26 protein-coding genes are annotated in these 22,581 nt (G+C 48.2%); 22 read left to right on the top strand and 4 right to left on the bottom strand.

Annotated features, from left to right (window positions below; all coding sequences use genetic code 11):
* The first annotated feature begins 7 nt into the window (after positions 1-7).
* Positions 8-874 carry a hypothetical protein gene (locus EQG79_RS09470; RefSeq protein WP_129601319.1) on the top strand — a complete coding sequence of 289 codons (867 nt, stop codon included), beginning with the start codon at positions 8-10 and terminating at the stop codon, positions 872-874.
* Positions 875-1,182: 308 nt separating this feature from the next.
* Entirely contained in the window at positions 1,183-1,539 is a 357-nt protein-coding gene (locus tag EQG79_RS09465; protein ID WP_129601318.1) for a hypothetical protein, read from the top strand.
* On the opposite strand, the gene EQG79_RS09460 is transcribed toward EQG79_RS09465, so the two are convergent.
* Positions 1,536-1,883 carry a TIR domain-containing protein gene (locus tag EQG79_RS09460; RefSeq protein ID WP_129601317.1) on the bottom strand — a complete coding sequence of 116 codons (348 nt, stop codon included), beginning with the start codon at positions 1,881-1,883 and terminating at the stop codon, positions 1,536-1,538. The genes EQG79_RS09465 and EQG79_RS09460 overlap by 4 nt on opposite strands.
* A 169-nt stretch (positions 1,884-2,052) precedes the next feature.
* On the opposite strand from EQG79_RS09460, the gene EQG79_RS09455 reads away from it, so the two are divergent.
* From EQG79_RS09455 to EQG79_RS09425, 7 genes are all read left to right on the top strand, one after another.
* Complete coding sequence (locus EQG79_RS09455; protein WP_129601316.1) at positions 2,053-2,352, top strand: hypothetical protein; 300 nt, start codon at positions 2,053-2,055, stop codon at positions 2,350-2,352.
* Between the two features lie 48 nt (positions 2,353-2,400).
* Positions 2,401-2,631, top strand: a complete 231-nt coding sequence (locus EQG79_RS09450) for a hypothetical protein (protein ID WP_129601315.1) — start codon at positions 2,401-2,403, stop codon at positions 2,629-2,631.
* Positions 2,628-2,810 (top strand): SymE family type I addiction module toxin, encoded by a 183-nt coding sequence (locus EQG79_RS09445; protein WP_129601314.1) that lies wholly within the window; start codon positions 2,628-2,630, stop codon positions 2,808-2,810. The genes EQG79_RS09450 and EQG79_RS09445 overlap by 4 nt, the downstream gene beginning before the upstream one ends.
* Before the next feature lie 63 nt (positions 2,811-2,873).
* Positions 2,874-3,479 (top strand): hypothetical protein, encoded by a 606-nt coding sequence (locus tag EQG79_RS09440; RefSeq protein WP_129601313.1) that lies wholly within the window; start codon positions 2,874-2,876, stop codon positions 3,477-3,479.
* Between the two features lie 53 nt (positions 3,480-3,532).
* Positions 3,533-3,892, top strand: a complete 360-nt coding sequence (locus EQG79_RS09435; RefSeq protein ID WP_129601312.1) for a DUF3846 domain-containing protein — start codon at positions 3,533-3,535, stop codon at positions 3,890-3,892.
* On the top strand, positions 3,889-4,182 hold the full coding sequence (locus EQG79_RS09430) for a hypothetical protein (RefSeq protein WP_129601311.1): 294 nt from the start codon (positions 3,889-3,891) through the stop codon (positions 4,180-4,182). Before EQG79_RS09435 ends, EQG79_RS09430 begins: the two co-directional genes overlap by 4 nt.
* Before the next feature lie 62 nt (positions 4,183-4,244).
* The gene (locus EQG79_RS09425) at positions 4,245-4,892 is read left to right on the top strand and encodes a PD-(D/E)XK nuclease-like domain-containing protein (RefSeq protein WP_129601310.1); all 648 of its coding nucleotides are present in this window, start codon (positions 4,245-4,247) and stop codon (positions 4,890-4,892) included.
* Positions 4,893-5,307: 415 nt separating this feature from the next.
* Here EQG79_RS09425 and EQG79_RS09420 read toward each other — a convergent pair whose 3' ends face one another.
* Positions 5,308-5,685, bottom strand: a complete 378-nt coding sequence (locus EQG79_RS09420) for a hypothetical protein (RefSeq protein ID WP_129601309.1) — start codon at positions 5,683-5,685, stop codon at positions 5,308-5,310.
* A 1,240-nt stretch (positions 5,686-6,925) separates the two neighbouring features.
* On the opposite strand from EQG79_RS09420, the gene EQG79_RS09415 reads away from it, so the two are divergent.
* From EQG79_RS09415 to EQG79_RS09355, 13 genes are all read left to right on the top strand, one after another.
* Positions 6,926-7,684 (top strand): hypothetical protein, encoded by a 759-nt coding sequence (locus tag EQG79_RS09415; protein ID WP_129601308.1) that lies wholly within the window; start codon positions 6,926-6,928, stop codon positions 7,682-7,684.
* A gap of 27 nt (positions 7,685-7,711) precedes the next feature.
* Entirely contained in the window at positions 7,712-8,251 is a 540-nt protein-coding gene (locus EQG79_RS09410) for a hypothetical protein (RefSeq protein WP_129601307.1), read from the top strand.
* 3 nt (positions 8,252-8,254) lie between these two features.
* Complete coding sequence (locus EQG79_RS09405) at positions 8,255-9,538, top strand: metal-dependent hydrolase (protein ID WP_129601306.1); 1,284 nt, start codon at positions 8,255-8,257, stop codon at positions 9,536-9,538.
* Positions 9,539-9,590: 52 nt separating this feature from the next.
* Positions 9,591-10,376: a DNA adenine methylase gene (locus EQG79_RS09400; protein ID WP_129601305.1), complete on the top strand. Its 786-nt coding sequence runs from the start codon at positions 9,591-9,593 to the stop codon at positions 10,374-10,376.
* A 113-nt stretch (positions 10,377-10,489) separates the two neighbouring features.
* On the top strand, positions 10,490-12,013 hold the full coding sequence (locus EQG79_RS09395; RefSeq protein WP_129601304.1) for a tyrosine-type recombinase/integrase: 1,524 nt from the start codon (positions 10,490-10,492) through the stop codon (positions 12,011-12,013).
* Positions 12,014-13,219: 1,206 nt separating this feature from the next.
* Entirely contained in the window at positions 13,220-13,831 is a 612-nt protein-coding gene (locus tag EQG79_RS09390; protein WP_129601303.1) for a hypothetical protein, read from the top strand.
* Positions 13,832-14,498: 667 nt separating this feature from the next.
* Positions 14,499-14,861 carry a hypothetical protein gene (locus EQG79_RS09385; RefSeq protein ID WP_129601302.1) on the top strand — a complete coding sequence of 121 codons (363 nt, stop codon included), beginning with the start codon at positions 14,499-14,501 and terminating at the stop codon, positions 14,859-14,861.
* Between the two features lie 138 nt (positions 14,862-14,999).
* Positions 15,000-15,410 carry a hypothetical protein gene (locus EQG79_RS09380; protein WP_129601301.1) on the top strand — a complete coding sequence of 137 codons (411 nt, stop codon included), beginning with the start codon at positions 15,000-15,002 and terminating at the stop codon, positions 15,408-15,410.
* 111 nt (positions 15,411-15,521) lie between these two features.
* The gene (locus EQG79_RS09375; protein WP_129601300.1) at positions 15,522-15,845 is read left to right on the top strand and encodes a hypothetical protein; all 324 of its coding nucleotides are present in this window, start codon (positions 15,522-15,524) and stop codon (positions 15,843-15,845) included.
* Positions 15,846-15,929: 84 nt separating this feature from the next.
* Entirely contained in the window at positions 15,930-16,259 is a 330-nt protein-coding gene (locus EQG79_RS09370; protein WP_129601299.1) for a hypothetical protein, read from the top strand.
* 84 nt (positions 16,260-16,343) lie between these two features.
* Positions 16,344-17,435, top strand: a complete 1,092-nt coding sequence (locus EQG79_RS09365) for a DUF4369 domain-containing protein (RefSeq protein WP_129601298.1) — start codon at positions 16,344-16,346, stop codon at positions 17,433-17,435.
* A 389-nt stretch (positions 17,436-17,824) separates the two neighbouring features.
* On the top strand, positions 17,825-18,367 hold the full coding sequence (locus EQG79_RS09360) for a peroxiredoxin family protein (RefSeq protein ID WP_165358867.1): 543 nt from the start codon (positions 17,825-17,827) through the stop codon (positions 18,365-18,367).
* A 468-nt stretch (positions 18,368-18,835) separates the two neighbouring features.
* The gene (locus EQG79_RS09355) at positions 18,836-19,225 is read left to right on the top strand and encodes a hypothetical protein (RefSeq protein ID WP_129601296.1); all 390 of its coding nucleotides are present in this window, start codon (positions 18,836-18,838) and stop codon (positions 19,223-19,225) included.
* A 997-nt stretch (positions 19,226-20,222) separates the two neighbouring features.
* On the opposite strand, the gene EQG79_RS09350 is transcribed toward EQG79_RS09355, so the two are convergent.
* Together EQG79_RS09350 and EQG79_RS09345 are read right to left on the bottom strand one after the other, a co-directional pair.
* On the bottom strand, positions 20,223-20,642 hold the full coding sequence (locus EQG79_RS09350; RefSeq protein ID WP_129601295.1) for a hypothetical protein: 420 nt from the start codon (positions 20,640-20,642) through the stop codon (positions 20,223-20,225).
* 107 nt (positions 20,643-20,749) lie between these two features.
* Positions 20,750-22,144, bottom strand: coding sequence for a TlpA family protein disulfide reductase (locus tag EQG79_RS09345; protein ID WP_129601294.1), 1,395 nt, complete (start codon positions 22,142-22,144; stop codon positions 20,750-20,752).
* Positions 22,145-22,581 lie beyond the last annotated feature (437 nt).

Raw genomic sequence — 22,581 nt, 5'->3', positions numbered from 1 at the left:
AATCACCATGAACTATATTTTTCTGCTGGCAACGCTGTGCTCTATGTCTGCCTGCCAGCCCATCAGTTCCGATCCTGATGATTCAGCCCCGACCACTAACTTCCTGGAAACAGAGGTGTCCTACAGCGATGTCGAAGAGCCCGACGATACCGAGTCAGTCCGGGAGACTGCCGGAGCCCGTGAACAGGCAGCCAGCCCGAAAGGAAAGGTGTACATTCAGTATGCCTCTACGGCGGTTGGGTCACGGGAGCTGCAGGGCGTGTTTACGCTGAAGGATTATTACTTTACCACTCCGCCCGACAACCGGACGGTCTGGGCGATGGCGTCTAACCCTAACTATGTCGATACGGTGAAAATGGCCGCGCTGATTGCGGCCAAAACGGTAAAGCTGACGCTGCTGAAACACAAGGGTGTTTCGCCGGTTAAGCTGCGTTCACTGGCCATCGGGTATCATGTGCTTTCTGACGGTGGACCCAACCCGCAGGTCATCAGCGTCAACAGTACCGATAAACCGTTGCTGTGGTTCAATTCCAACTATGCGCAGACTGTCGATCATGCCATTGTCCGGCTGGTGCTGAAGAATTATCCGGCCGGTCATAAGCTGAAATGGTGGTTCATGGGCAGCGATGTGCTGGGCGAGGCCATGACGGCTGCCGAGCTGACCAGTGCTATCAGCAGCGACGACGATCTGACTGATTACGACGCTATTTTTTCCGACATGCAACCCGGGAAGGGCAGGTCGTTCCGGGCGCCGAAAGGAACGGGTTACCTGATCACCAAAACGCCGTTGGGCGGCTATCAGGTTGCCAAACTTAATGTAGGATTGAAAAAATCAACTACCGTAACCTTTAACTTGCCTGCTGTTGCTAACTGATATATCCTTTATACGGGTCGACTATCAGAGCTGGGTTGCCCTTTCACCATTATTCCCAAAAAAGCCTGCTATCAGGTGGGCGTTTCTTCACTCATGAAGCGGTTTGACGAAGTACCTGCAGCGGAACAGCATAAAAGGCGTCTGATCAGCCATGCCTTACTATTCGGATGTGGATTGGTCATCGGGTGGTATGCCAGACAGGTTTTCGCCTGGATGCAGATCCTGTTCGGAGTAGACCCGCTGTTCTAAGTCGGCCTACACTCCATCCAGTAGCTGTCTGCCGGTATGTCCCCGTTCGGCTACGCCGGTTGGCTTTCGCACAGAAGCGGCTTGCCTCGCTACGCGCAGGCCCGTCCGGAAGCGGGCTGACGCATCAGCGGGTCTGTCTGCCTACGTTCGTTTTCGGCACCGCCGTTCCCTACGCCCGGCAGCGGGGCCGCTCGTCGTACCTCCTCGCTATCGGTCGGTTCGCGTTCGTTCGTCGTTCCTCCTCCCTACCGCGCCCCTCCCTCCCTCCCCGCTTGCGGCTCCGGTCTCTCTCCGGCATATCAACCGTTCAGGCTGGTATATGGGGTGGGGTTGGCGGGGGGCGTCTGGCCGCGTTTCCCGCCCCCTCGTCGGTCCGGCTTCGGTTCTGGCTGGTTTCGCTCTTCGCTCTGGCTTAGCGCGTCAGGATCAGTTTTACCCGCTTGCCCTGCCGTCTGGCTTCCCTTAGCTCGTTGGCGGTTCCTTTGCTTTGCCCGTCCCAGATCGCTACAACGTTGTCGGCTGCTTTGATCAGCTCCCGGCCCCGGATTGGCCCGGCGGCCCGGCCGTGTTCGTTCCAGTCCGGCGCGTAGCCGGTTTCCGGGTTGCCGGTTTCTGCCGCCCAGGCCTGCGCGTGAGCCTTTGCCGCCCCTTCGGCGCCGTGTAGCAGGTGCGTAGTTCCGAGTTCAGCCAGTGCGTTCCTCAGGGCTTCGTAGTAAGTTGGGCCGCTTAGCTGGCGGCTGATCAGTAGCGCTGTTTTCATGGTGTCCCGCTGGGGTTCGGGCCTGTCCGTTCCCCCGTTTCGCTTAGCTAATATACTAATAATTATTTACTTTTTCAATGGTACTTTTTGCAAATTACTATTTTCAAACTAATAATTATTAGTTATATTTGGTAAGTAGTTCGCGTAACGCTACTTGACCATCTTACACATGAAAAATTCATCATTGGTATTTACCCGCTTCGGTCAGTGCTTCAGTGCGGTTGACCTCATCAGCCAGTCCGCTACGGTCGTTAATCTGTACCCGTTTCATTATGGCATCAGGCAGGAAAGCCTGAGCGCGCGGGTTGCCTTTTTGGCAGGCGCCATTTGTATTTCTGAGTCCGAGTTTGAAGCTGCCAGGTCCGAAGCCCTGGCCCGGCTGGGCCTGGTTCCGGCTACGGTTCAGGATGCGCTTTTTGTCGAACTGATTGACCACTACGAAGCCCAGTCGGCGGCTTTGTCGCTATAACGCCACACCGCCCCCGGCTTTCGGTCGGGGGCTTTCTCCCCTACCATCATGAGGTTCAATGAAGAAATCAGATTGCACGGTGTATCAGTCATCGTCACCGGCGAATGGGAACCCGCAGAGCTGCCGACCTGGGATTATCCCGGCAGTAAAGCCACAGTGAGCGTGACCACGGCCACCGTGGGCGGTGTCGATGTGCAGGACTGGATAGACCTGGCTGACTGGCACGAAGAGGTAGAAAACTTGATTTTATCCGCCGTTTCAGAACCCTGCTACGCATGACCAGAACCAAAAAAATACAATCGCGCTGTAAGGTCTCCGGTCGTTTAGGCCAGCGGGTTACCACTATTACGCCATTGCTGGAGCTTTCCGGCGACTGGTTCCGGGCTGCGGGTTTTACCCCCGGTCAGCTGGCCAGTATCACCGTCTGCGAGGGTGTGATAACCATCGTAGCGCAGTAAACCGCGACGGCCCGACGCGGAAAGGTCGGGCCACTTTTTCACCACCAGTCAATCACGTACACCATGGAATTTTTACCCGTTTTCACCGCCAGCGAAGCAGGCGAACAGGTCATTTCGATCAAGTATCTGCCGGGTTCACCCCGACAGGTCCGGTTCGATGCGAAAGCCGGAATTTTTACCGTCAACGGTAAGGAGCCGTTAGGGCCAACGCTTAGTTTTCAGCCCCTGGGCTGGGAGTTTTTTACGGCCGATATCCTGAATATGGGCCCGAAAAGCTGGGTAGAACTGTTTTATCTGGACGAGAAGAACCGGCTGTGCGCCCTGCTCTTTCACGGCTATAGCGTCGATGCGCTGAAACAGGTTTCTGTACCGCTGTTTTACGATGACTGCAGCCTGGCCGACGTTGTGCTGACGGTTACGGCCGTGCAGAAGGAGAACACGAAGATCAAGCCCAAGGGCATCTATTTTATCGCGGATTTCAGCTACGTCATGGCCGATCCGAAACGTACCGCCGACCTCGCCCAGCTGGCTGCTCAGGTTGACATCTACCGCAGCGAGACGCTGCACCATACGCGGGTAGCCTGCATGACGCACGGCTACCGGGTGCCTGATGCGGAGATTGCGCGCATGCTGGTAGGGAACGGACATGCACTCCCGGCAGGAAATTAAATCACCAGCACGCCCGAACCGGCAACGGTTCGGGCCTTTCAACCCACCACACTATGAACGCTATTCTGATCGACGTTACGGCGCAGACCGTGACTGATATTGACCTGAAACCTGGCTTATGGGCCATGTACAAAGCCATCGGCTGCCGGAGCGTTGACCGGGTGACCCTTAACGGTACGGATGATCTTTGGCTTGATGATGAGGGATTATTACACGACCCGCAGCCGCCCAAATTCCGGTTTGTCGGCGCCGACAATGTGTTTGCGGGAAATGGGCTGATTTGCGGCTATACGGGCGATGGTCACACAATCAGTACCACCTTACGGGCTGAGCTGATCCGGCCCATGATTCTGTTTTTGGGGAATGTTCCTGTCAGGTCACACGAACCCGTACTTATCGACTGGCCATTATGAAACACCTGCCCTATTCCATCACAACGGCCATGGGTCAGAAGTACCGCACCAGCCACGGACTAACATCATGCCGACGCGCTTATGTAATCGACTGTTACGACCGACAGGGGAACCAGCACATCGTACTGACCAGCCGTATACGCAGCCATTCGTCAGGTAGCCTGACGCATCCGGCCAGAAACAAGCCGGAACCGAAAGAGCCTGAACGGTGCGGCTACTGCCGGGAGCCCTACGAGGCTGTACACTACGGTACAGGGTGGCCACAGTGTGGCTATTGTGGCGGAGTCTGATTCGTCATTTTTCACCAACAGCCCCGACGCTGTGAGCGTCGGGGCCTATTCCAACTACGTATATGGATTATCGTTCACTACACCGTATTGCCAATTCCGATCTGTCGGAGTTCAGGGCGCACATCTTCGGAGAGAAGCAATATAAGCCCGCAGCCGCTTTTGCGTTCGGGAGTGCCCTGCACACACTCATCCTGGAGCCGCAGGCAGTTGTCAGCGTGCCGGCCGATGTTGACCTGAGCCTGTGCATGATGCTGGCCAGGATAGCCAGAAATTACCCGTTTGTTGCGTGGGCGTTGCGGTTCAGCCAGAAAGAACGTGTCCAGCTCTGGCAGGATACAGCTACGGGTCTGGAATTGAAATCCAGGCTCGACATCGTACACAAAAACAGCCTGGTAGTTGACCTGAAATCTACGTCCTGCAAAAGCTACGCTGATTTTCTCCGTAGCTGCGAGACGTACGACTATGACCGGCAGGCTGCGTTTTATCTGGATGCCATTGGCGGCAAAAAGTTTGTTTTTGTGGCAATTCAGAAAGTGGCGCCCTATACCATCTGGACGGTAGAACACCACACAGACGGACCATTCATTCAGGCCGGACGCCGGAAATACAAGGCCCTGCTGCGCGAATGGAAACGCCGGACCGATGCAGGAACGCCCTTTGTGCCGACTAGCTGGAACCATCAACTTCAAACCGATCCTGCCCTATGCTGACCACGTTCTATGTCCTGAAAACGGTGCTGCTGTTTGTGCTGATGATCATGGGCGGCTGGTTGCTCCGCTCCGACAAACCCGGCCGACGCAGGTAAGTTTGTCTTACCCGTATCAGCACCAGCCCGTCAGGCGCATCGACTCACTGATGATTACATTCCAGGCAGGTGTTAAGCCACTTCCTACAATAGACTCTATGTACTGCCGGGACTTGAATGGTAAAAGTAAGCAATAGTAAAAAAACAGCTCTGGAGATAGGCCTAAGGGTGTTGGTAGCTATTGAACTATTCTTACCTGAATATGAGCTATTTACACCTCGACTAACCTGTTCCGTTGGCAGAAAACTTTCCTTCGTGTTTTCCACCCGTCTGTCGGCAGGTGGAAAACACGAAGGAAAGTTAACTTCTGAAACGTGATTCTACACAAAACTGGGTCCACCCGCTTTTCGCAATGCTATGGAGAGCCGTTGCATAAACTCTTTGGCGTGATTGTCTGAATTACCACCCGTGAATTTCACCTTATGGATAGGGTACTGCAAATCATCCAATTCAATCATTACGGTACTGTTTTTGAGCCACCGTTCACCTTTGGGTTGAGTTGTTTCCATTCTTACACCCGTCACAAGACTAACAGGGCCAGTCTTTCCGTTGAAAGAAATTTGGCCCGCTGAAAAGTTTACAGTTACTCCGTTTTGAGAGAACGAATCGGCACTTACCACGACAGGGGGAGCCGATTTATTGTTTCTAACAACGATGACGATGAAAACAATGAGAACAATAAAAAGTAAGGCCTCCATATGAAAAACTGATTTGTGGTTGGAATTTGGAGTGTTTAGTAATTCATCTTTGATTCGCCCCTCCGCTCACTATCTTAATATCATTTATGATAACCTAAGTAAAAGCAACACATATAATTTCCACTGTCGTGGTGGTTAGCCTGTCAGCCTAAAGCCCAAAAGGCAAGCCTAAACATGCCTAACTAAGACGTTCGGCTTGTTGACCGAAAGACGGTGCGTTTTCAATAAACGATAATTTGACTGAGCAGAACTTTGCGGTAGGCACGCTGTATATCTAGCCCGTTACTGGTAAGCGACAGGAACGTTGAACCTCCCGAGCTCGTAGCCAAGGGTAAGGAGCGGCCCGACCCTGTTGCAAAGTGTCAACCTGTTGACCCATTCCACAGCCAAAATGACCAGCTGCACCAGTCGTTTCGACTTATTACGAAACTTTTATCTTATAAGTCTGTTGCAGTACTATCATTGGGTCTTTACCCAAATGGTGTGGATAGAATTGGAAAGCCGACCTGCTTAGGATCGGCTTTTTTGTTTCCTTACCGGGCAGGTTTGTTTATTAATGAAAACAGAGTCAGGATCATATGGAAATTGACAGGCGAAACACGGTACGTAACTCCCTTTGATGGCTATCAATACAGTATATGCCCCCAACTTTACCTGATAGCTGCTTTGAGCGTTTCGAGAGCGGGATATCATCTATGCACAGAGGTGGGCAATTCCAGTTCCATCTTGACGTCAGAGGCTCTTTTCAAAGGCTGACAGGTAGTAAGCAAAAAGGGAGTCATCCTATACAAAAGCTGATTCACATCCTTATATAGAAACCGACACGAAACAGCCTATCCTGCTTCATACTAGTTCCTTACACAGCCCCTTTTTACTTATCTTCTTAAGTACAACGGACAACCCTTCCAGAATACTGAGGTAGCCGCAGCATAGCTGCTTTGGCCTTCGTATAGGATCTCCCCGGTACCGGTAAGCAGCCGCTAACATACAATGTACCAATTACCCGGAACCAGATTGCCCGTCAATATTCTGATCAGCTACTGGAACTACCGGTGGTTTCCCAATGACACTAAAGCATCATTTATGCTCATTGCTGGCTGATCGTATTTTGTAAGATGGTGGAAACCCGTTTGGCTTTGCTGATCGGGTTTTCTGTTTTATAACTATGCATTACAAACTAATATTTGTTTGCTAATTATTATTAGTTTTGCCGGTCTGCTTTTCACAGACTGCCAACTATATGATGAAACTCATTACCATGCTGCTTTCGGTGCTCAGCCTGGCAGCGTGCGACAAGGCGCTGACGACGCCGAGCGGCCGGACCAGCACGGCCACCGGGGCTGATCTTTCCTACGAGGCCGACAGCCCCGAACCCGACGATGATGAACCCGACGACGCGAACGCCCGTCTGGCGGCCCTGCCAAAAGGAAAGCTGACGTTTCAGTATATGAACAATGAGACGGAAGTGTTCAGGCCGTTGTCCTATACGGTCGCTCTGTGGCGTACCGAGTCCGAACCCACGGCCACCGACCCACCCCCAACGAAGCCGACGTACCGGGTTGTGAAAAAAACGGGCCGAAGCTATGTCCGTAAAACTGTCAATGCGGGTTGGTACATCGCTCAGTACCTGACCGCCGACGGTTACGCAACGGGTGGCTTTTTCAAGTTTCAGGTCGCCGAGGGGAGTAACGGGCTGCTGTGCTACAACGAAAACAGTTTTTCGTCGGTCCACTTTCGGGGCTATTACCCGTCGTTCGGCAAGCTGAAATGCAGCTGGAAAACAGCGCCGGCCAACGAGGCTACGGCGAATCTGACCCTGTCGAAAGACGGAACTGCTCAGAATTTCTGGCTCTATGCCGAGGATGGTACCGGCAAGTACAGGGGGCAATACTGGTTCATGCCGACCGGTACGTACAGCTTTTCTATGCCCGGCCTGACCAACGCCGGGAGCCTCACAATTGCCCGCACGGGCAAGTTCCCCCATCTCCGGTTTTTCTGATCCATTCACCTTCTAACCCCTTGACGTATGCAACGTTTCATCCTTTCCTTTGCGTCCCTGGCTGTTATTGTGTTTGTCTACGCGTTCGCTACGATCGCGGTCAGCCTGGTTGCGGTGTCGTGCCAGCAAACCGAGGTCGCGACTGTGTTTACCGGCTACGGTAATAGCGATTTTGAGTCATTCAATGATGAGCAGGATGGTGGTTTTCAGCTCGTCGGGAATCTGTGCTATGAGCAGCCACAGGATATTACCCTGTCGGTCTGGTACTTCGACCCCGATACCGACCCGGCTACGGCGCTGCGAACGGTCACCCTGCCCGGGCTCGACGAGGACGGCGAGCCGACAGAAGCCGACGTGCCCGACGATTCGTTTGCCATTCAGGTGGCGTTTACCAATCAGGAAGGCCGGAAGGGCAGCCACTTCAGCCCCTCCGGTTTTTTCACGGGCTACCTCGACAGCGGGAAACTGGCCGTTGTTGAAGTGCTCGATGTGAAAACGGGCCGGATGATGTACAAGACCATCAACACGGCCAACGGCCTCAAACTCGAAACCTGTTTTTCATTCTGAGGTATGCAGGGCTACAACCATGTAGCGGGTGGTATCGTGTTTACGGGCATCTTCGGCAGTTTCCACGATGTCAATGTGTTTGAAAAGCCGACGCTGATAGGGGCGTCGGTTTTTTTCGCGCTGCTGCCCGACATCGATCATACGCGCAGTCTGATCGGTCGCACGGTGTTCCCGCTGGCGTCCTGGCTGCAGGGCCGGTTCGGCCATCGCACGGTTACCCACTCGCTGTTTTTCCTGTCGGGGGTAGCGGGCCTGCTGCTGCTGGCTCCGAAGGCCTACGCCGTTGTTTCCGGCTACGCGCTGCTGTCGCATCTGCTGTTCGATATGTGTACCAAACAGGGGGTGCCGCTGCTGTATCCGTTTTCGAAACGGCCGTTTGTGCTGCCTGCTAACCCGCATATGCGCCTATCCGCGCAGGACCACCGCAGCGAGGCTATGGTGTTCGTGGTGTTTCTGGCCTGCGGGTTCTTCTGCCAGCCGCTGATCGCGCAAGGGTTCTGGACCAGCTACAACAGGGCCTTTGCGACCTGGGATCATGTGGAGCGGGAAGCAAAGCGGTCGCGCGATATGCTGACGGTAACCTATACCGACGCGCAGAAACGCCAGCGTTCGGGCCAGTTCTACCGGGCCGAGGGTACGACGATGGTTGTCCTGACGCGCGCCGGTTTCGAGTTGCCGCGGTCGACCGAAACGCAGCTTATTAGCTTCTCCCATTCCGGGATCATCGCCACCGAACGCCAGCACACGCTGACCAGCGTTCCGCTGGATTCGCTGAACCGGCTCCTGAACCGGCATTGCCTGCGGGTGCAGGTGCAGAGCACTACCGACCTGACGTATTTCGACGGACCACTGATGCAGACCGGCCATACGATTGATCTGGCGTACCGAAAGAACCTGCTTATCCGGCAGGCGCCCCACGATGACACCGAAATCCTTAACCGAATCCAGCTGCTCACCATCGAGCGGGAAACCAGGCGTAGCGAGTACGAAAGGGCCCTGCTTGTGTACCGTTCCGAATGGCAACGCATCCGGTCGCAGGAATTGCTTCTCCAGCAGCTGGCCGACGAATACAAGGATGCCGGCGATTATCGAAAAGGAGAGATTATCCGGCAGCGCCGGGAAGTGCAGAGCCGGCTCACTACCGCCCGACAGTCCGAACCGCTACCGCCCCTGGCGCCCGATTACCGGCGCTATGCGCTGGAATCAGCGCTGCTGAAACGCCAGCTGCAGCCCAGCACGACCATCGACGCCAACCTGATTACCATTTCCACGAGTCGGCCGCTGTAGCTGTAACCCGCTACGGGGGCCAGGGCCATTCAAAAATAACTACCCATCGACGATGCAGACATACCCAACTCCCCTACCAGGTCCTTACGATTCCTACTTCGGCGGTAAGTCGGGCAACGGGGTTGCTCAGACTATTATCAACCATATCCGGCCCCATGATATCTACATGGAACTGTTTTTGGGGAATGGTTCGGTGTTCCGCCACAAACGGCCGGCTTCGGTATCGGTGCTGATGGACGCCAGCCGTCAGGTGTTTTCCGATTGGTTCGATCGGCTGCTTTCCTTCCGCCAGTCGGTGGAGCTGCTGCACGGGGATGCGCTGGCGTTCCTGGCCGCCTACCCGTTCGACAAGACGGTGCGCTACTGCCTCTGCCTCGATCCGCCCTACCCGATCCGTTCCCGGCGCGCAGCCCGGGCGGTGTATGCCTGCGAACTGACCGACGACGACCACCGCGACTTGTTGCGGCTTGTCCGGTATCTGCCCGATAATGTCGACGTGCTGATCAGTACCTACGAGAATCCGATCTATGCCGACATGCTTGCCGACTGGCATCTTGTGACATTCCGGGCGATGACGCGCCAGGGACCGGCCACGGAGTATCTGTACATGAATTACGTGCCGGATGGCCGGCTGCACGATTACCGGTATCTGGGAACAGACCGCACCGATCGCCAACGGATCAGGCGCAAGATCAGCCGGGAGATTGCCCGGCTGCAGCAGTTACCACCCGCTGAGCGTAACGCCATCGTTACGGCTGTGTCTGCGCTGGCCAGCGCAGCCAGCACCAGCTACCCTGCAGCGAAGCCAGAGCCTGGTACGCCCGATCAGCCTATTTGATAAACACCGGCCTGTACCGTTGATCGGTTCCGGATCCTGCAGACGGTAGCAACTACGGTCCGGAAACGCGGTCAACGATCCAGCCCCTTTCAAGTACCCAGGCAGCTATACCCATGGAAGCACAGCAGGAAGAAAAATTCCTGACCATTCAGGAAACCGAACGGGTTATCTCTTACATCCATAATCCGGCGCATCTGGTACAGGTGCTCCTACTCGTGGACGCTGGTTTACGGGTGACGGAGGCTATCGGACTGCAATGGTCCGATATCGATGTTCGCAAGAAACTGGTTCGGGTCCGGTCACTGAAAAAGCGCGGCAAGGAGACTTACCGGCTACTGCCTATGTCGGAGCGGCTGTTTGCGGCCGTTGCCAGGCTGGTCGAGAAGAAAGGGCGTTCGGGAAAATACCTGTTTCCCGGCAATGGGAATGATAGGCCTGTTACCCGCGCCAGTGTGAACAAGTGGATGCGCCAGCTGTCCGACGAACACCCCGACGTTCCGCACCTGCACCCGCATCGGTTCCGCCATACGTTCGCGACGAACCTGCGGGCCAACGGGGCGGAGTTAGCGGATATTCGGGATCTGCTCGGCCATGAAAAGCTGCAGACCAGCACCATTTACGCCCATGCCGACCGCGACCGGTTGCGCGGGCTGATCGAAGCCAGCACCCCGCGCCCAACGCGCTGGGCGCGGCTGCACCGGGCCTTGCGGTCGACGCTGTTTCCAGCAACCCAGGCCCGAATCAACCTGCCCGCTATGCTGATTCCTGATCTGGTGGGCCGCGACGAGGAAGCCCGGCGTATCCAGCAACTGATCAGCAACAAGGTGTCCGTTATTCTCGTTGGCCCTACCGGAATCGGGAAAAGCTTTTTGCTGGAGTCGCTCAGCTACCCGGGTAAGGTGCTGGAGATCGACGATGTTTCGGACTTTAAAAAGTCGATAGCCAGCGCCCTGATTCACCTCCTCGGCAGCAGGGAAGCCGTAGCCGAGCTGCTCTACAAAACGACCGACGCCGACGCGGTACGGGCGAAGGTCAGCAAAGAATCACTACCCAGCCTGTGTAAACTGCTCACCGACTGCTGTGACCGGAAGGAATACGTGCTGCTGATCAACGACATCGACCGCATTACCCCGACGGTGGTGAAAGCGCTGGAGCAGCTGAAAGACCATTTTGTAATCGTCACCAGTGCGCGCCGTATCCCGCTCGATAAAAGCTCGTTCCTCTGGAATTTCGAGAAGATAGAGCTGACGCCCTTATCCCGGCCCGACTCGCTGAGGCTATTGCACCGGCTCACGGCCGACCTCGCTATGAACGGTACGGAATGGATTCAGAACAAGATCTGGGACACCAGCGCGGGCAATCCGCGCATGATTACCGAGCTGGCCGAGCGCATCCGGCAGGAGCCGGTTATAGATAGCTACGTGGTGGATACGATCTGCAACGAGTACCTGGGCCGACAAACGCAGGAGATCGACGCAAGCCCCTTTCTGCTGCTGCTGTTCGGCGGGCTTATTATCCTGAAATACGTGGGCCGCGAATCGGGCGAAGACGGGCTCACATTCATCGGCAGCGCCATCATGGCACTACTGCTGTTTGCGCGGTACTTCGTTCGGGGATCGAAACGGAAGAATTTATGAAAGCTATTGACAGGGAGCCTTCCTGAATCAGCGCTCCCTCTCACGGTTGTACAAGCTAAAATCAGGACTCTTCAGCTGATGAAAATCAATCAGAGCCATTTTGACGTGAGACTATAAAAAGGGCCGGCAGGTGCCGGCCCTCTTAACGGATCTGTTCACGTTAGCTTTATACTGCCTGCCGTGTCGCAGCTTAGGTTTGCCAAACGCGTTTGATCAGGGGTCGCTGACAATCAGTTTGTAAAGTGTTGATTCATACTTCTACTTTGAACCGTAGGGCGCCTAGTTTTACCTCCGCAACGGGCTTACTCTGAAACGAAGCGAGCGGAGTTCGATGAGCGGCTGTCCTTTAACCCGGCTCATTCCCTCGTGGAGCATCAGCCCTTAGGCTCGGTTATGCGGGCCCGGATGCAGGTTTATGCGGCCACTCAACGGTATCGGCAGACTACGAACCAAATCAACGCGTTGGAGCCTCAACATCTATATGACTTGCCCGATTAGGTGTCATCACAGCACATAGGCCATGATATACTGCCTTTCATCCGTTTATGCGTATGCTACTAATTAATGTTAAGGTCTCGCAAAAACGCTCCTTATCCTGAACATTCAAGGATTGCCCTTCAGAGCTCGTTTCTTCCTTGTCCCAATGCAAACGTTCGTTTACTATATGACGATTATAACGCACCTGCCACAGTCGTTCCTGCTTTGTTACCCCTATCAATTACAATCATGTTCTGTCATCACGGTATCGGCTAACAACTGCTTCAGGTTTGCATACTCCCCCGCTCTAACAAGTCAATCGATCCATTGGTGGCTTAACGGATTCGGTCTCGGCGTTTGCTACTCCGGGATAGCAGCGGCCGAATGATGGTATTACTTTGGTTGGAGATTTTGAGGGTGTTGACTATCTTATTTCGCCGTAAACTGATGATGCGCTCCATGTTAAAATGACCAGAATATACAGTTGTATATCAGTCCATTAATACAACATTTCTTTTCTGCCCCTTGGTTAATTATTCGTCAAATACACTACTCTCGACGATTGAATATACTATCTACGTTAACTGCGTCCGGGTGGAACGGATAAACTAGGGTCATCTTGCGCTCTAGTTATCATAAGCAAGATTATATAATAAAGTTTGCCTTATAGTAAATTCTTTACATCAGGAAAATAGACAGAAACAGTTAGTTAAGAAAACCATCTCAGTAATGAAAAAATACTTGCTCATTTTACTGTTATGTAGCTCACTGTTTTGTCAGGCACAGAGTAAGAATCAGCCTAAACATGATGCCAATATTTTACCGTACAGTCATGGCTCCTGGCTGGTAGGTTCACAGGTGGGTTATTCAAATGGACTACGGCCTGAGCAATACTTATCTGTCCAGGCTTGTGGAGGATACTTTATTGCCAGTAACGTGTGGGTAGGTCTAGTAGGCACGTGGAGCCGGGAGCATCAGCAAGGCATTCAGACGGAAGCCTGGTTAACGGGTCCTGGGGTTCGCTACCAATTTACACGTACTCGGTTTTCTCCTTTTGTGGTAGGTTCCTATCAATTGGGTCAATTAGCTCGTTGCGGCCCAGACCCTATTACTACAACTCAAACTACTCCAATCGGGATTGTAGTGGCCACTAGTGGTCTTAATACTAAGCCTCGATTTATTTATTCTCGTTCCGTAGCTGTTGGAGTGACAATGAAAGCTAGCTCGGCATTAGGAGTTGATTTTGCTCTTGGCTGGCAAGATAAAGTTGAATCTGGAGGAAGTTATAATTCGTGGCAACCGCAAATCGGTCTAAACTATCAACTTGCTAATAAGCACTAATACCAAGAGGGTAGTAGATGTGAATGGTCAATTACAGGCATAATCAGCAGAACTGCCACTTATACAACAGAAATTGTGATGTGGCGTTGTTTGATACAGTCGCTTGGATACGCAAGATTACTCAACCGAAGTTGACTATGAATAAGATTATAACACTCTATCTGGTAAGCTTGTTGAGCTTTCCTTTGATAGCTTTCAGTCAAGTAACAACCAGCCAGAAGTATTATTTCTTCTGCTACGCAAAAGTTGTCCGTACTGCCTGGGAGACAAACCGGTTGCCATTAATTTACACTCAAATTGACAGCGTATTTGGTTATAGATCCGACGTTGGTATTCTAGTTCGCAAGTTCCATAACTATTCTAAACAGGAGTGGTGCCCTGATACGAAGAAGCCATGCCCATCCTTTACAGTGGGAGACACAAGCTTGCATAATGTCATGGACAAACAAAAAAAAATTATAGCTAATGGTCAGAGGCAGCATTATGAAATAACCTTAATTGATTTTAAATACAACTAAACAAGCCCTACTCGTATTCACAAAAGCTGGCAGTTGCTTTGCTTTATGCAAATAGTCTCTTTACATATTCGTGCTAGTACAACAAATAAGTTAATGTCATGCAAACCAACGCGAGTAGATAAGGGTCTCCAACGTAAAAGCTTAAAATTATGAAAGGCTATCTCCTATTGATATCTGTGTGTAGCTTGAGTCTTTGCAATAATATTGCCATTGGCCAAGTACAGAAGACCCAAGAAGCTTTCCCCTCTTATGACCAAATCAAGCCATTAAAGGGTGAACGTACCGATTACGGGGGACTTGATAGCATAGTTAGAGTGGAGAGGAAATCAATTAACTTGTTTGATTATCCAGCAGGCACAGTTACTTATCTTTTAAACGGCAAGTCATTGACAGATGTCAAATATATTAAGCAGATAGTATCTGATAAGAGGAAAGACATTGACTCGATCTCGATAGGAGAGCCCGATAAGAAGGGTAAGCGTGTAATAAAGATTGACTACAATCTGCCTTAGCTTTTGACGAACTCTAGCAAACTTTGTTCGACGTGTTGTAGACGTATTCTAGCTTTCTCCCCTTTAGGTAATGGGGCTGACACAATGGTTATGATGCTCTGCATCATTGTATTCCAAACTATCGGGTTTTGCTTACTTATGAGCAGTAGTCAGGCACAAAACACTGTTGATGAAACTATAGCGACACTCAACGAATTAGACAACGTTCGAGTTTTTGCCGATCGCAAGCCTATAACCGATTGGTCTGGAGTAAGAAGGGATATTAAGCTCAGAGATTTCTCCGTTGTTTTTGACACCACAGCTCTTGCAACAAAGCAATACTATTCCGCCCTTGTTATCAGTCAGGCGAAGGTTACACTATTACGCTCTAACAAATACACAGCTTTCGCTTTCTGGCGACAGGGAAGTCCCGAGCCCATGAACATTTTTTACACGATGGCTCAGCCGGGAGACCGTTACGAATTGGAATTGACACTGGTTGCTCAACGCAAAACGGGAGAGCAGGTTCCGCTGAAAAACAAGATTATTTACAACCTTCCTTTATTTTGACTTTGACTTTTCAAGATCTATGTAAGCCTTCATTTGTACGAAAATCAATGAAAAGAAAAAGTCAACTAACATACGCTAGATTATTTAATAGATTCAAAACCAATTCAGACTATGAAACAAGTGATGTTATTGCTACTGACATGGATCACGACTAATGTCAGCATACTTGATGAACCTATTTTTAAAGTGACTAGAACGTTCACAGATGGCCAAATCAAGCAGGTTCAACAACAGGTTTTGCAAGAATATGGAATTAAAGCAGAGGTGAAAGTAATCAGTCGAAATAACAAAGGGGAAATTACCAGCCTAGAGTGTGTGCGGTATGATAAATTGGGTACAAGAAAAGGTTCCTGCGAGTCGGATAAATTTGGAGTCTTGGTTATTACTCGAACCGGCTGCAAAATTGCTGATCTGGGGTATGAGGATCAGATATAGAAACAATACTTAGCCTAGTACCACCTATACAGTAAACTTACAGGTATAAGGCGGGTCTATACATAAATGCATAAATAACTGACCATGAAAATAGTAGCAATCTTGGTATGCTTGTTAGTTGCAACAGCCAGTTTCGCCCAACAAAATTCAGTGAAGCAAAAAAACGATTCATTGCAGATTCAGAATATAGATAATATGCCTTTACTCAAAGGAAAAGGAAATGCGTTGGACATACCTACTCGAAACGGGAAGGGGGATGCAATACCTATGCCTAACCGGTCCAGGCCAGTTGCTTTAACTTCTGGAGGACAAGTTTCAGTGAGTTCGAAAATTAAAAGCAAGCCAGTAGAGCATTGGTCGATAGATTCATTGTTTCAAGTGATGCCTAAAACAGCTCTGCCTAAGAAGAACTAGACGGTTATAAATTATCACAAGAAGTGTGATAGCTAACAGAAAGATTAAGTGTAATCTCAGAAAATTCTTGACGTACTGCCATTTATGCAACAAAAAGACAGCATTAGAATAGTAGTCAGTTTGATATGTTTTGGCATGTTGTTTTGTGTGCCCACTCTAGGGAATGCTCAGCGTACTAGTCAAGTCAAGTGCTTTTTACCAGCTGCTTGGGAAGGCAGAGAAACGAAATTAGTAGTCCAGCCTTTATATCAAAACGTAATTGTAAACACGGCAATAGTAGTCAATCGACAGGCTACGTTCAAAGTTAGTACAGCCGATTTAAGTTCTGCTTACATTTGGATTGAAGGCAACAACGAAGACGTTCATTTCTTGATTGACTCCCCTCAAATTGATATCGCGTATGATCCAACAGCTTCTATACCAATTGTTATCTCAGGATCTTCCAACAGTGAAGTATGGCAACAGCAACGATCCTTACTAGACCAACTAACTGAAGTATCTACAACATTACCAATCGATCTATCATTACTTAATGCCGCTGGTGACTCTTTATTTGTGTATGAAAAAATGGCTGATTCACTAAGAAGAAATTATGAGATTGTGATAGCGAATATGATCAAAGAGAATAGTTCTTCAGCTGCGAGTTGGTACTTATTTGCCACGCATTTTTCTAGTTTACCTTACAAAACAGCATTAGAACTATTTGGTAAACTCTCTGCTTTTAGACATTATCCTTCTTACGAATACATTGAAAGAAACCTATTAGGCAAACAGACAGAAGGCAAACTTTTCAATTATTCCTTCTCTAACTTATCAGGCGAGCATATCGCTATACCAACGCTCAGGAAAAAGCTTATTCTAATCGATTTTTCGTCTAGCCATTTGATCTCCTGTTTGTGGAGACATGTTTCGTTAAAGAAGCTTTACAAGCAATATCAACCGTTGGGTTTTGAAATTCTTACCATTTCCCGCGAATTTGATAAGGCTATGGGCCAAGTCGCACTACAAAAAGAATCTTTACCTTGGTTGACAACGATGGAGAGCACCACCGTATTTGAAGCCTTTAACGTGGAACGTATACCTGACAATTTATTACTAGATGCTACGGGAACCGTTATTAAGCGGGATTTATCAATTCAAGATCTTACAGGTATTTTAATGACTACTCTCAAGTAGAAATAACGTAGAGGTTATTATAGGGAGGTTCTAGTTATTGATGCGTGAATTAGTTCGCAAAGACGTCTGCTCGCAGAGGTTGTCCATCTTTTTCAGAAGATGCATCGATCGGATGTAAACTTTACAGACCTATTCACGGGTCAATAACCATTAACTAAGTGTAGCTTTCTGAAGATGTTTTTATGTAAGGAAACCAATTTTTCCATGTTATTAGAATGAGTGTTCACGTAAAGATTCCAGCCATGCGTTCCTTACCTCTCCTCTTCCTACAGCTTTTCCTGGCTATTTTGTTTTGTTCACTTCAACTAGGGAATTCAAGCTCATGTGCTCAAAGCACTGCAACCCTAAAACTCTGTTCTGAAACTTTACACAAGAACAGACGAAAGATAATGGAGAGTAAATCTCCAAATACACAATCACTGTTTCCCACCCTGGATCCTACTTATCAAAAACTAAAACAGACTTATAGCGATTGGGAAGAATGTGTTAAAGGTCAGAAAGCGCCCCTCCAATCTTTTAAAACTATAAACGGCGAAACGTATGATGCGGCTTCATTAGAGGGGAAGATCGTCGTTGTGAATTTTTGGTTCATGAGTTGCGCACCTTGCCGAGCAGAAATACCCGCCCTGAATAAACTAGTTGAGGAGTACAAAGGAAAGAATGTTCTTTTCATTGGTTTCTCAACCGATAAAGCGGATCGATTAAAGTCGGCTTTTTTTGAGCAGAATCGCTTTGATTTTAAGGTGGTAGCTGATGCGCAGAGCCTGGCCAGATCCTTTCAAGTAATGAGTTTTCCTACCACCTTTGTAATAGATCAGGAAGGTGTTATTCGCCAAGCTTGGATCGGAGTTGATAGCTCACTGGGTGCATTAAACCCTTATTATAAGGCAAAAGCTGCTATTGACAATCTTCTAGTAACTGCTACCAAATAAGTCAAGAATGGTACTAGGCTGTAATAGTGATTGTATGCATACATAACGATTCCATCTCTACAACATTCCACTCAAAAAAGGTAAGTTTAAGCTGAGTCAACTTGATAGAAACCGAACGGTTGATGTTGAGCGGGCTAACTGCTGGCTTCTGATTAATGGAGGAGGGTTGATCAAACCCTACCAGTACGCAGGTTGTCGTCCTAACTGGATATGGATTACTGCCTATAATCAGCAGTCAAACACCGTTGAAGGAGCATTTTCGTTCGATCTTGATGAGAGGTTAGACGTGCATGGCCCATCGATCAATCGTGTTCCTCCAGTGGCCCGTTTTTGCTAAGGCTTATTTCGAGCGAGGGTCGAGGATGTTAGATTGAAGAAATAGTGACTTAGGCTAACATAACCTCCACTTATACAACAGCCATTGCCACCTTTCCTTGTTAATTAGAGTCTTGCTATAAAGACGATCTTATGAAAAAGGGATTTATATCGTTAGCTGTTGTCTGCCAGATGATTTCAGGATGTGGACTGCCCACAGTTGATTTTGAAATGGTATCAGGCAGAGTCATTGGTCGAGAAACCTGCAACACAAATGATTCGCTGAATGCCCTGCTAATCAGTTTAGATACCAACTCTGTAAGGGAAAATTTTGGAAGAGATGTAAGTTTTAATGGGAGAGCTTATAAGAATGTAGTCAAGACGTACAGTCCAGAAGCGAGCCGGTTAGACTCAGCCAGACGGTATAGCTTTATGTTCTACCAGACAGATGTTGTTTCCAATCCTATTTGCAACCTCTCCACGACGAACACCATTGATGTCCCTCAAATAAAACTAAAGGAAATAGCCCAGACGGTACAGTGAGAGGTAAGACAAAGCCAAGAAAGTAACCCCTGTAACGAATTGTTTCCTTTCTCAATTTACTCCCTTTACATAAGTCTAGTTATACAACTGACCTACAAAAAGTGATACAAATGGCCGTATTGTGCCGAGTGAGATCTTTAGTCTTTTTCGTAGTAAAGTATCTATACATTGCCACTGTTATAACAATGTTGATTAGAAATAAAATACTTGCCTTAATTAAGCCTTTTTTACCTTTCTCTCTATGTATGTAAGCGAAACCAGCTACCCATGAATAGATGGCTAGTAAAGCAAAAAATGCATAGAAGTACCAGGGTAGTTGATTTAGTTGTTCCATTGAAAAGTTCAATATAAAGTGTCCTTATATACCCTTTGCATATTGTACTATTTGGTAGATCGTTGTCTAACGCAGATTATGTTAGTCGACTAAACAGAGAATGGGTTAGATTTTCTTCTGATCACTGTCTTAGAAAAGTTTTATTGCGTGATACATAATCCATGAATATTCTCTGCCATGTATAAATCGTAAATTCCTCTTTTTGGCTCAATGCATATAGCTGTTCGTTCATCATAACTATAACAGTGAACGTCTGAGTAATTTACTGGCGCTAGTTTAACGCCATTTATAATTGGTGGATTAGCTCTTCTCGAATGCAAAACCAAATTATAGTAATGACCTTTAAATAGTTTACGGCAATTAGGTGTCGTCACACTTTCCTTTTGTACAACTATTTTATACAAACTGTCCTGTTTGGAAGCATATATAACATTCCAATTATTTACTGAATGTATCTTTTTAATCAAGTACACATCGTTTGGTTTAGTCTGACCGAAACTGACGTAAGCTTCACAAAGAAGCCAAGTAACAAGTAGTAGCCACCGTTTCATTTTTGTTGTATAAGTACCATTATACAAAGGATTTATTTTCAGAAATTAGATTACGTAGCAAAACTTAATATTATTAAAATAGTGCAACTATCCTCATACAATAATTGAATCTTCAATGCAACCATTCTTTTACCCAAGATGGTTTTTGTTGCCAGCCTTCCGTGGGTATCTGATGTAAAGTATCCGGTATTGTGGTATTCCATAGTATACGATGAGTATTAATGTCGCTACAACTTACTTGCAAAAATAACCTTCTCTTTGCTAGCTTCTTCGCATCAACTGACCATGTTTCTCCAGTATCAAAATTGTTTACGCGTTCATCGTACTTAATGGTATATGAACCAATATTATAAGTGTATTTTGCATGGGGCATACCGCGTAAAGTATAGACTTTATAAATATTTCCCACTGTGTAAACAGAGCACTCTTTCAAGGTTTTTGATAATTCATTATGTCGATATACGTCTCTAATCAACATGACGCTAACTATGAATACAAAGATCACAACGCCTAACTTTGAGTCCTTTTTCATTCACTAATGTTGTATAAGTGCAATTATATTAGTAGATGAAAGTAAGAATCAGCCGTATGTCGAAATGGCGATTACTCTGTATAAAATCAAATATTAGATTGACTATTTTACCGAGATAAATCTTGCAATTGAACTCGAAGAGACTTGTCACTGGGACGTTTTGCTTTGGCCGATATCAACTTCCCATTTCGATCAAATAATAGGTAACGTGGAATGGCTTTCAACTGGTATTGTTTAGCCAAAGCTGATTGAAACGAGTGAGTCAGCAAATAACTAGCTGTTTTCTCAAGACCAACTTGTTTCACCGCGTTGGCCCAAGCTTGAGGGTCATTGTCCATTGAAATGTAAAGAAAACTAATGTTGTTGTTCGCCAACGATCTTCGTAGCTGATGAGAATCAGGCAGTTCAGCCCGACACGGAGCACACCAACTGGCCCAAAAATCTACGTATACGACGCGACCACGATGATTGGCTAACAGTTGAGCCCAAGTCGTAGATACTCCTAACCTGTCCAAGAGGATTACTTCATCTCTTGCGGACGACCGAGTGTTGGTAAGGAAGTCCATTGATTTAGAAACATACTCAACATAAGCCAGCAGTTGGCAATCCCTTTGAAAAGCGGGTAGTAATTTGCGAGCTAGCGGTAAATCAAAATCGAGGTTGGGTGATTTGTCCCTTTTCGGCTGGCTCAATGTTTTCATAATATGAAATAACAAGTAATCACGAGTAGCCCCCGAAAACGACCGATATGCTGTATTGTACATCCGCTCGAAATCAAGCTTACCTGAAGATTGGTGAGCCATTACACGTAACAGACCAGTAACCGCAGCACGGTACTCGGGAATGTATAGTTTGGCGTCATCCCGAAAGAAGTGAACGTACTGTTTCGTTGAATCAAGTGGAATCTGGATTGGATTATGAGCCACTAAGCCTCGTATGTACTGATAGAAAAAGTAGTCTTTCCAAGGGGTTAATTGCTTACTGGTCAAGTGGTGCTGGTGGCCGTAATGAGTCAAATAATTTAAGCGGCTTCGATAACGCTGATGAAGTTCAAGTGCTCGTTCGGCAAATGTGAGCTTACTATAGGTAGTGCCAACCAAGTATTCTTTTTCGAAATCCCAATCGCCTTGTTTAAGCGATTTCTGTGCATCAAAAAACTGTTGATGGCAGTTAGCAACAGCATTGGTTGTATCGAAGGCTGTTTTTGCGGTTAAGTAGTAGTTTGTTCCCCGTGTTAAGGTGTAGGATCTACCCGGGAATAGTAAGTATAGAGCTTGGCTGCGGTGGTCAGCATCTCTCAAAAATATGGGTTGTTTGACGGACCACTGCGCTTTCTGTCTTACATTAGATAAGATGGTTAGTTGTTCATTATCAAAAACATCAATATATTCTAGATAAGTTGGTTCTTTAGACTGACCAATCAATTGTAGATGAATTGTTGGTTGAGCCCAGACTTGCTGAACTAGCAAAACACCTCCTATAATGAGTTGAAAAAGCTTCATACAGTTTTGTTGAATATGTGCCACTATGTTAACCGAAGATGCTCAATGGAAGGGAAAATAGAGCGATAGGGTATCATCGCTGCACTCATATTTATGTATTCGATTAAGATTATACCAGGATTGATCAACCTCAATAAATTCGTACTTGAAAGACCAATGAATCCTTCACCGTGCAACTCATCTGCATCAATCATATAAATCTGAATCCGTCTGATCTGTCTGAGCTGAATTAACTCTTGTAGATTGCCAGCTAGTACCTCACCAGAGGTCATCATATCATCGAAGAACGTTTGAGAAGGCTGATATCATTGAACGGAAACGACCAACCGGCCATATTGGCTCGTTTTGTTAGATAAGCTGGCTTATGTTGATAAATCAACTACTTAACCAGCCCAGTCTGTGTAATAGCCTCCCATTTCTAAAAGTACATATAAAGT

Source organism: Spirosoma sordidisoli, from assembly GCF_004138325.1.
Classification (GTDB): domain Bacteria; phylum Bacteroidota; class Bacteroidia; order Cytophagales; family Spirosomataceae; genus Spirosoma; species Spirosoma sordidisoli.
Note: the sequence above shows the minus strand (reverse complement) of the source record. Positions and strands in the feature narration are given on the sequence as shown.

What these genes read in the sequence shown, in the direction of transcription:
- EQG79_RS09420 (WP_129601309.1), bottom strand. Translation starts at nt 5,685, where the DNA reads ATGGAGGCCTTACTTTTTATTGTTCTCATTGTTTTCATCGTCATCGTT.
- EQG79_RS09460 (WP_129601317.1), bottom strand. Translation starts at nt 1,883, where the DNA reads ATGAAAACAGCGCTACTGATCAGCCGCCAGCTAAGCGGCCCAACTTAC.
- EQG79_RS09350 (WP_129601295.1), bottom strand. Translation starts at nt 20,642, where the DNA reads ATGAAAAAGGACTCAAAGTTAGGCGTTGTGATCTTTGTATTCATAGTT.
- EQG79_RS09355 (WP_129601296.1), top strand. Translation starts at nt 18,836, where the DNA reads ATGAAAAAGGGATTTATATCGTTAGCTGTTGTCTGCCAGATGATTTCA.
- EQG79_RS09370 (WP_129601299.1), top strand. Translation starts at nt 15,930, where the DNA reads ATGAAAATAGTAGCAATCTTGGTATGCTTGTTAGTTGCAACAGCCAGT.
- EQG79_RS09455 (WP_129601316.1), top strand. Translation starts at nt 2,053, where the DNA reads ATGAAAAATTCATCATTGGTATTTACCCGCTTCGGTCAGTGCTTCAGT.
- EQG79_RS09470 (WP_129601319.1), top strand. Translation starts at nt 8, where the DNA reads ATGAACTATATTTTTCTGCTGGCAACGCTGTGCTCTATGTCTGCCTGC.
- EQG79_RS09445 (WP_129601314.1), top strand. Translation starts at nt 2,628, where the DNA reads ATGACCAGAACCAAAAAAATACAATCGCGCTGTAAGGTCTCCGGTCGT.
- EQG79_RS09390 (WP_129601303.1), top strand. Translation starts at nt 13,220, where the DNA reads ATGAAAAAATACTTGCTCATTTTACTGTTATGTAGCTCACTGTTTTGT.
- EQG79_RS09435 (WP_129601312.1), top strand. Translation starts at nt 3,533, where the DNA reads ATGAACGCTATTCTGATCGACGTTACGGCGCAGACCGTGACTGATATT.
- EQG79_RS09415 (WP_129601308.1), top strand. Translation starts at nt 6,926, where the DNA reads ATGATGAAACTCATTACCATGCTGCTTTCGGTGCTCAGCCTGGCAGCG.
- EQG79_RS09345 (WP_129601294.1), bottom strand. Translation starts at nt 22,144, where the DNA reads ATGAAGCTTTTTCAACTCATTATAGGAGGTGTTTTGCTAGTTCAGCAA.
- EQG79_RS09430 (WP_129601311.1), top strand. Translation starts at nt 3,889, where the DNA reads ATGAAACACCTGCCCTATTCCATCACAACGGCCATGGGTCAGAAGTAC.
- EQG79_RS09395 (WP_129601304.1), top strand. Translation starts at nt 10,490, where the DNA reads ATGGAAGCACAGCAGGAAGAAAAATTCCTGACCATTCAGGAAACCGAA.
- EQG79_RS09360 (WP_165358867.1), top strand. Translation starts at nt 17,825, where the DNA reads ATGGAGAGTAAATCTCCAAATACACAATCACTGTTTCCCACCCTGGAT.
- EQG79_RS09365 (WP_129601298.1), top strand. Translation starts at nt 16,344, where the DNA reads ATGCAACAAAAAGACAGCATTAGAATAGTAGTCAGTTTGATATGTTTT.
- EQG79_RS09450 (WP_129601315.1), top strand. Translation starts at nt 2,401, where the DNA reads ATGAGGTTCAATGAAGAAATCAGATTGCACGGTGTATCAGTCATCGTC.
- EQG79_RS09385 (WP_129601302.1), top strand. Translation starts at nt 14,499, where the DNA reads ATGAAAGGCTATCTCCTATTGATATCTGTGTGTAGCTTGAGTCTTTGC.
- EQG79_RS09410 (WP_129601307.1), top strand. Translation starts at nt 7,712, where the DNA reads ATGCAACGTTTCATCCTTTCCTTTGCGTCCCTGGCTGTTATTGTGTTT.
- EQG79_RS09440 (WP_129601313.1), top strand. Translation starts at nt 2,874, where the DNA reads ATGGAATTTTTACCCGTTTTCACCGCCAGCGAAGCAGGCGAACAGGTC.
- EQG79_RS09405 (WP_129601306.1), top strand. Translation starts at nt 8,255, where the DNA reads ATGCAGGGCTACAACCATGTAGCGGGTGGTATCGTGTTTACGGGCATC.
- EQG79_RS09375 (WP_129601300.1), top strand. Translation starts at nt 15,522, where the DNA reads ATGAAACAAGTGATGTTATTGCTACTGACATGGATCACGACTAATGTC.
- EQG79_RS09400 (WP_129601305.1), top strand. Translation starts at nt 9,591, where the DNA reads ATGCAGACATACCCAACTCCCCTACCAGGTCCTTACGATTCCTACTTC.
- EQG79_RS09380 (WP_129601301.1), top strand. Translation starts at nt 15,000, where the DNA reads ATGAGCAGTAGTCAGGCACAAAACACTGTTGATGAAACTATAGCGACA.
- EQG79_RS09425 (WP_129601310.1), top strand. Translation starts at nt 4,245, where the DNA reads ATGGATTATCGTTCACTACACCGTATTGCCAATTCCGATCTGTCGGAG.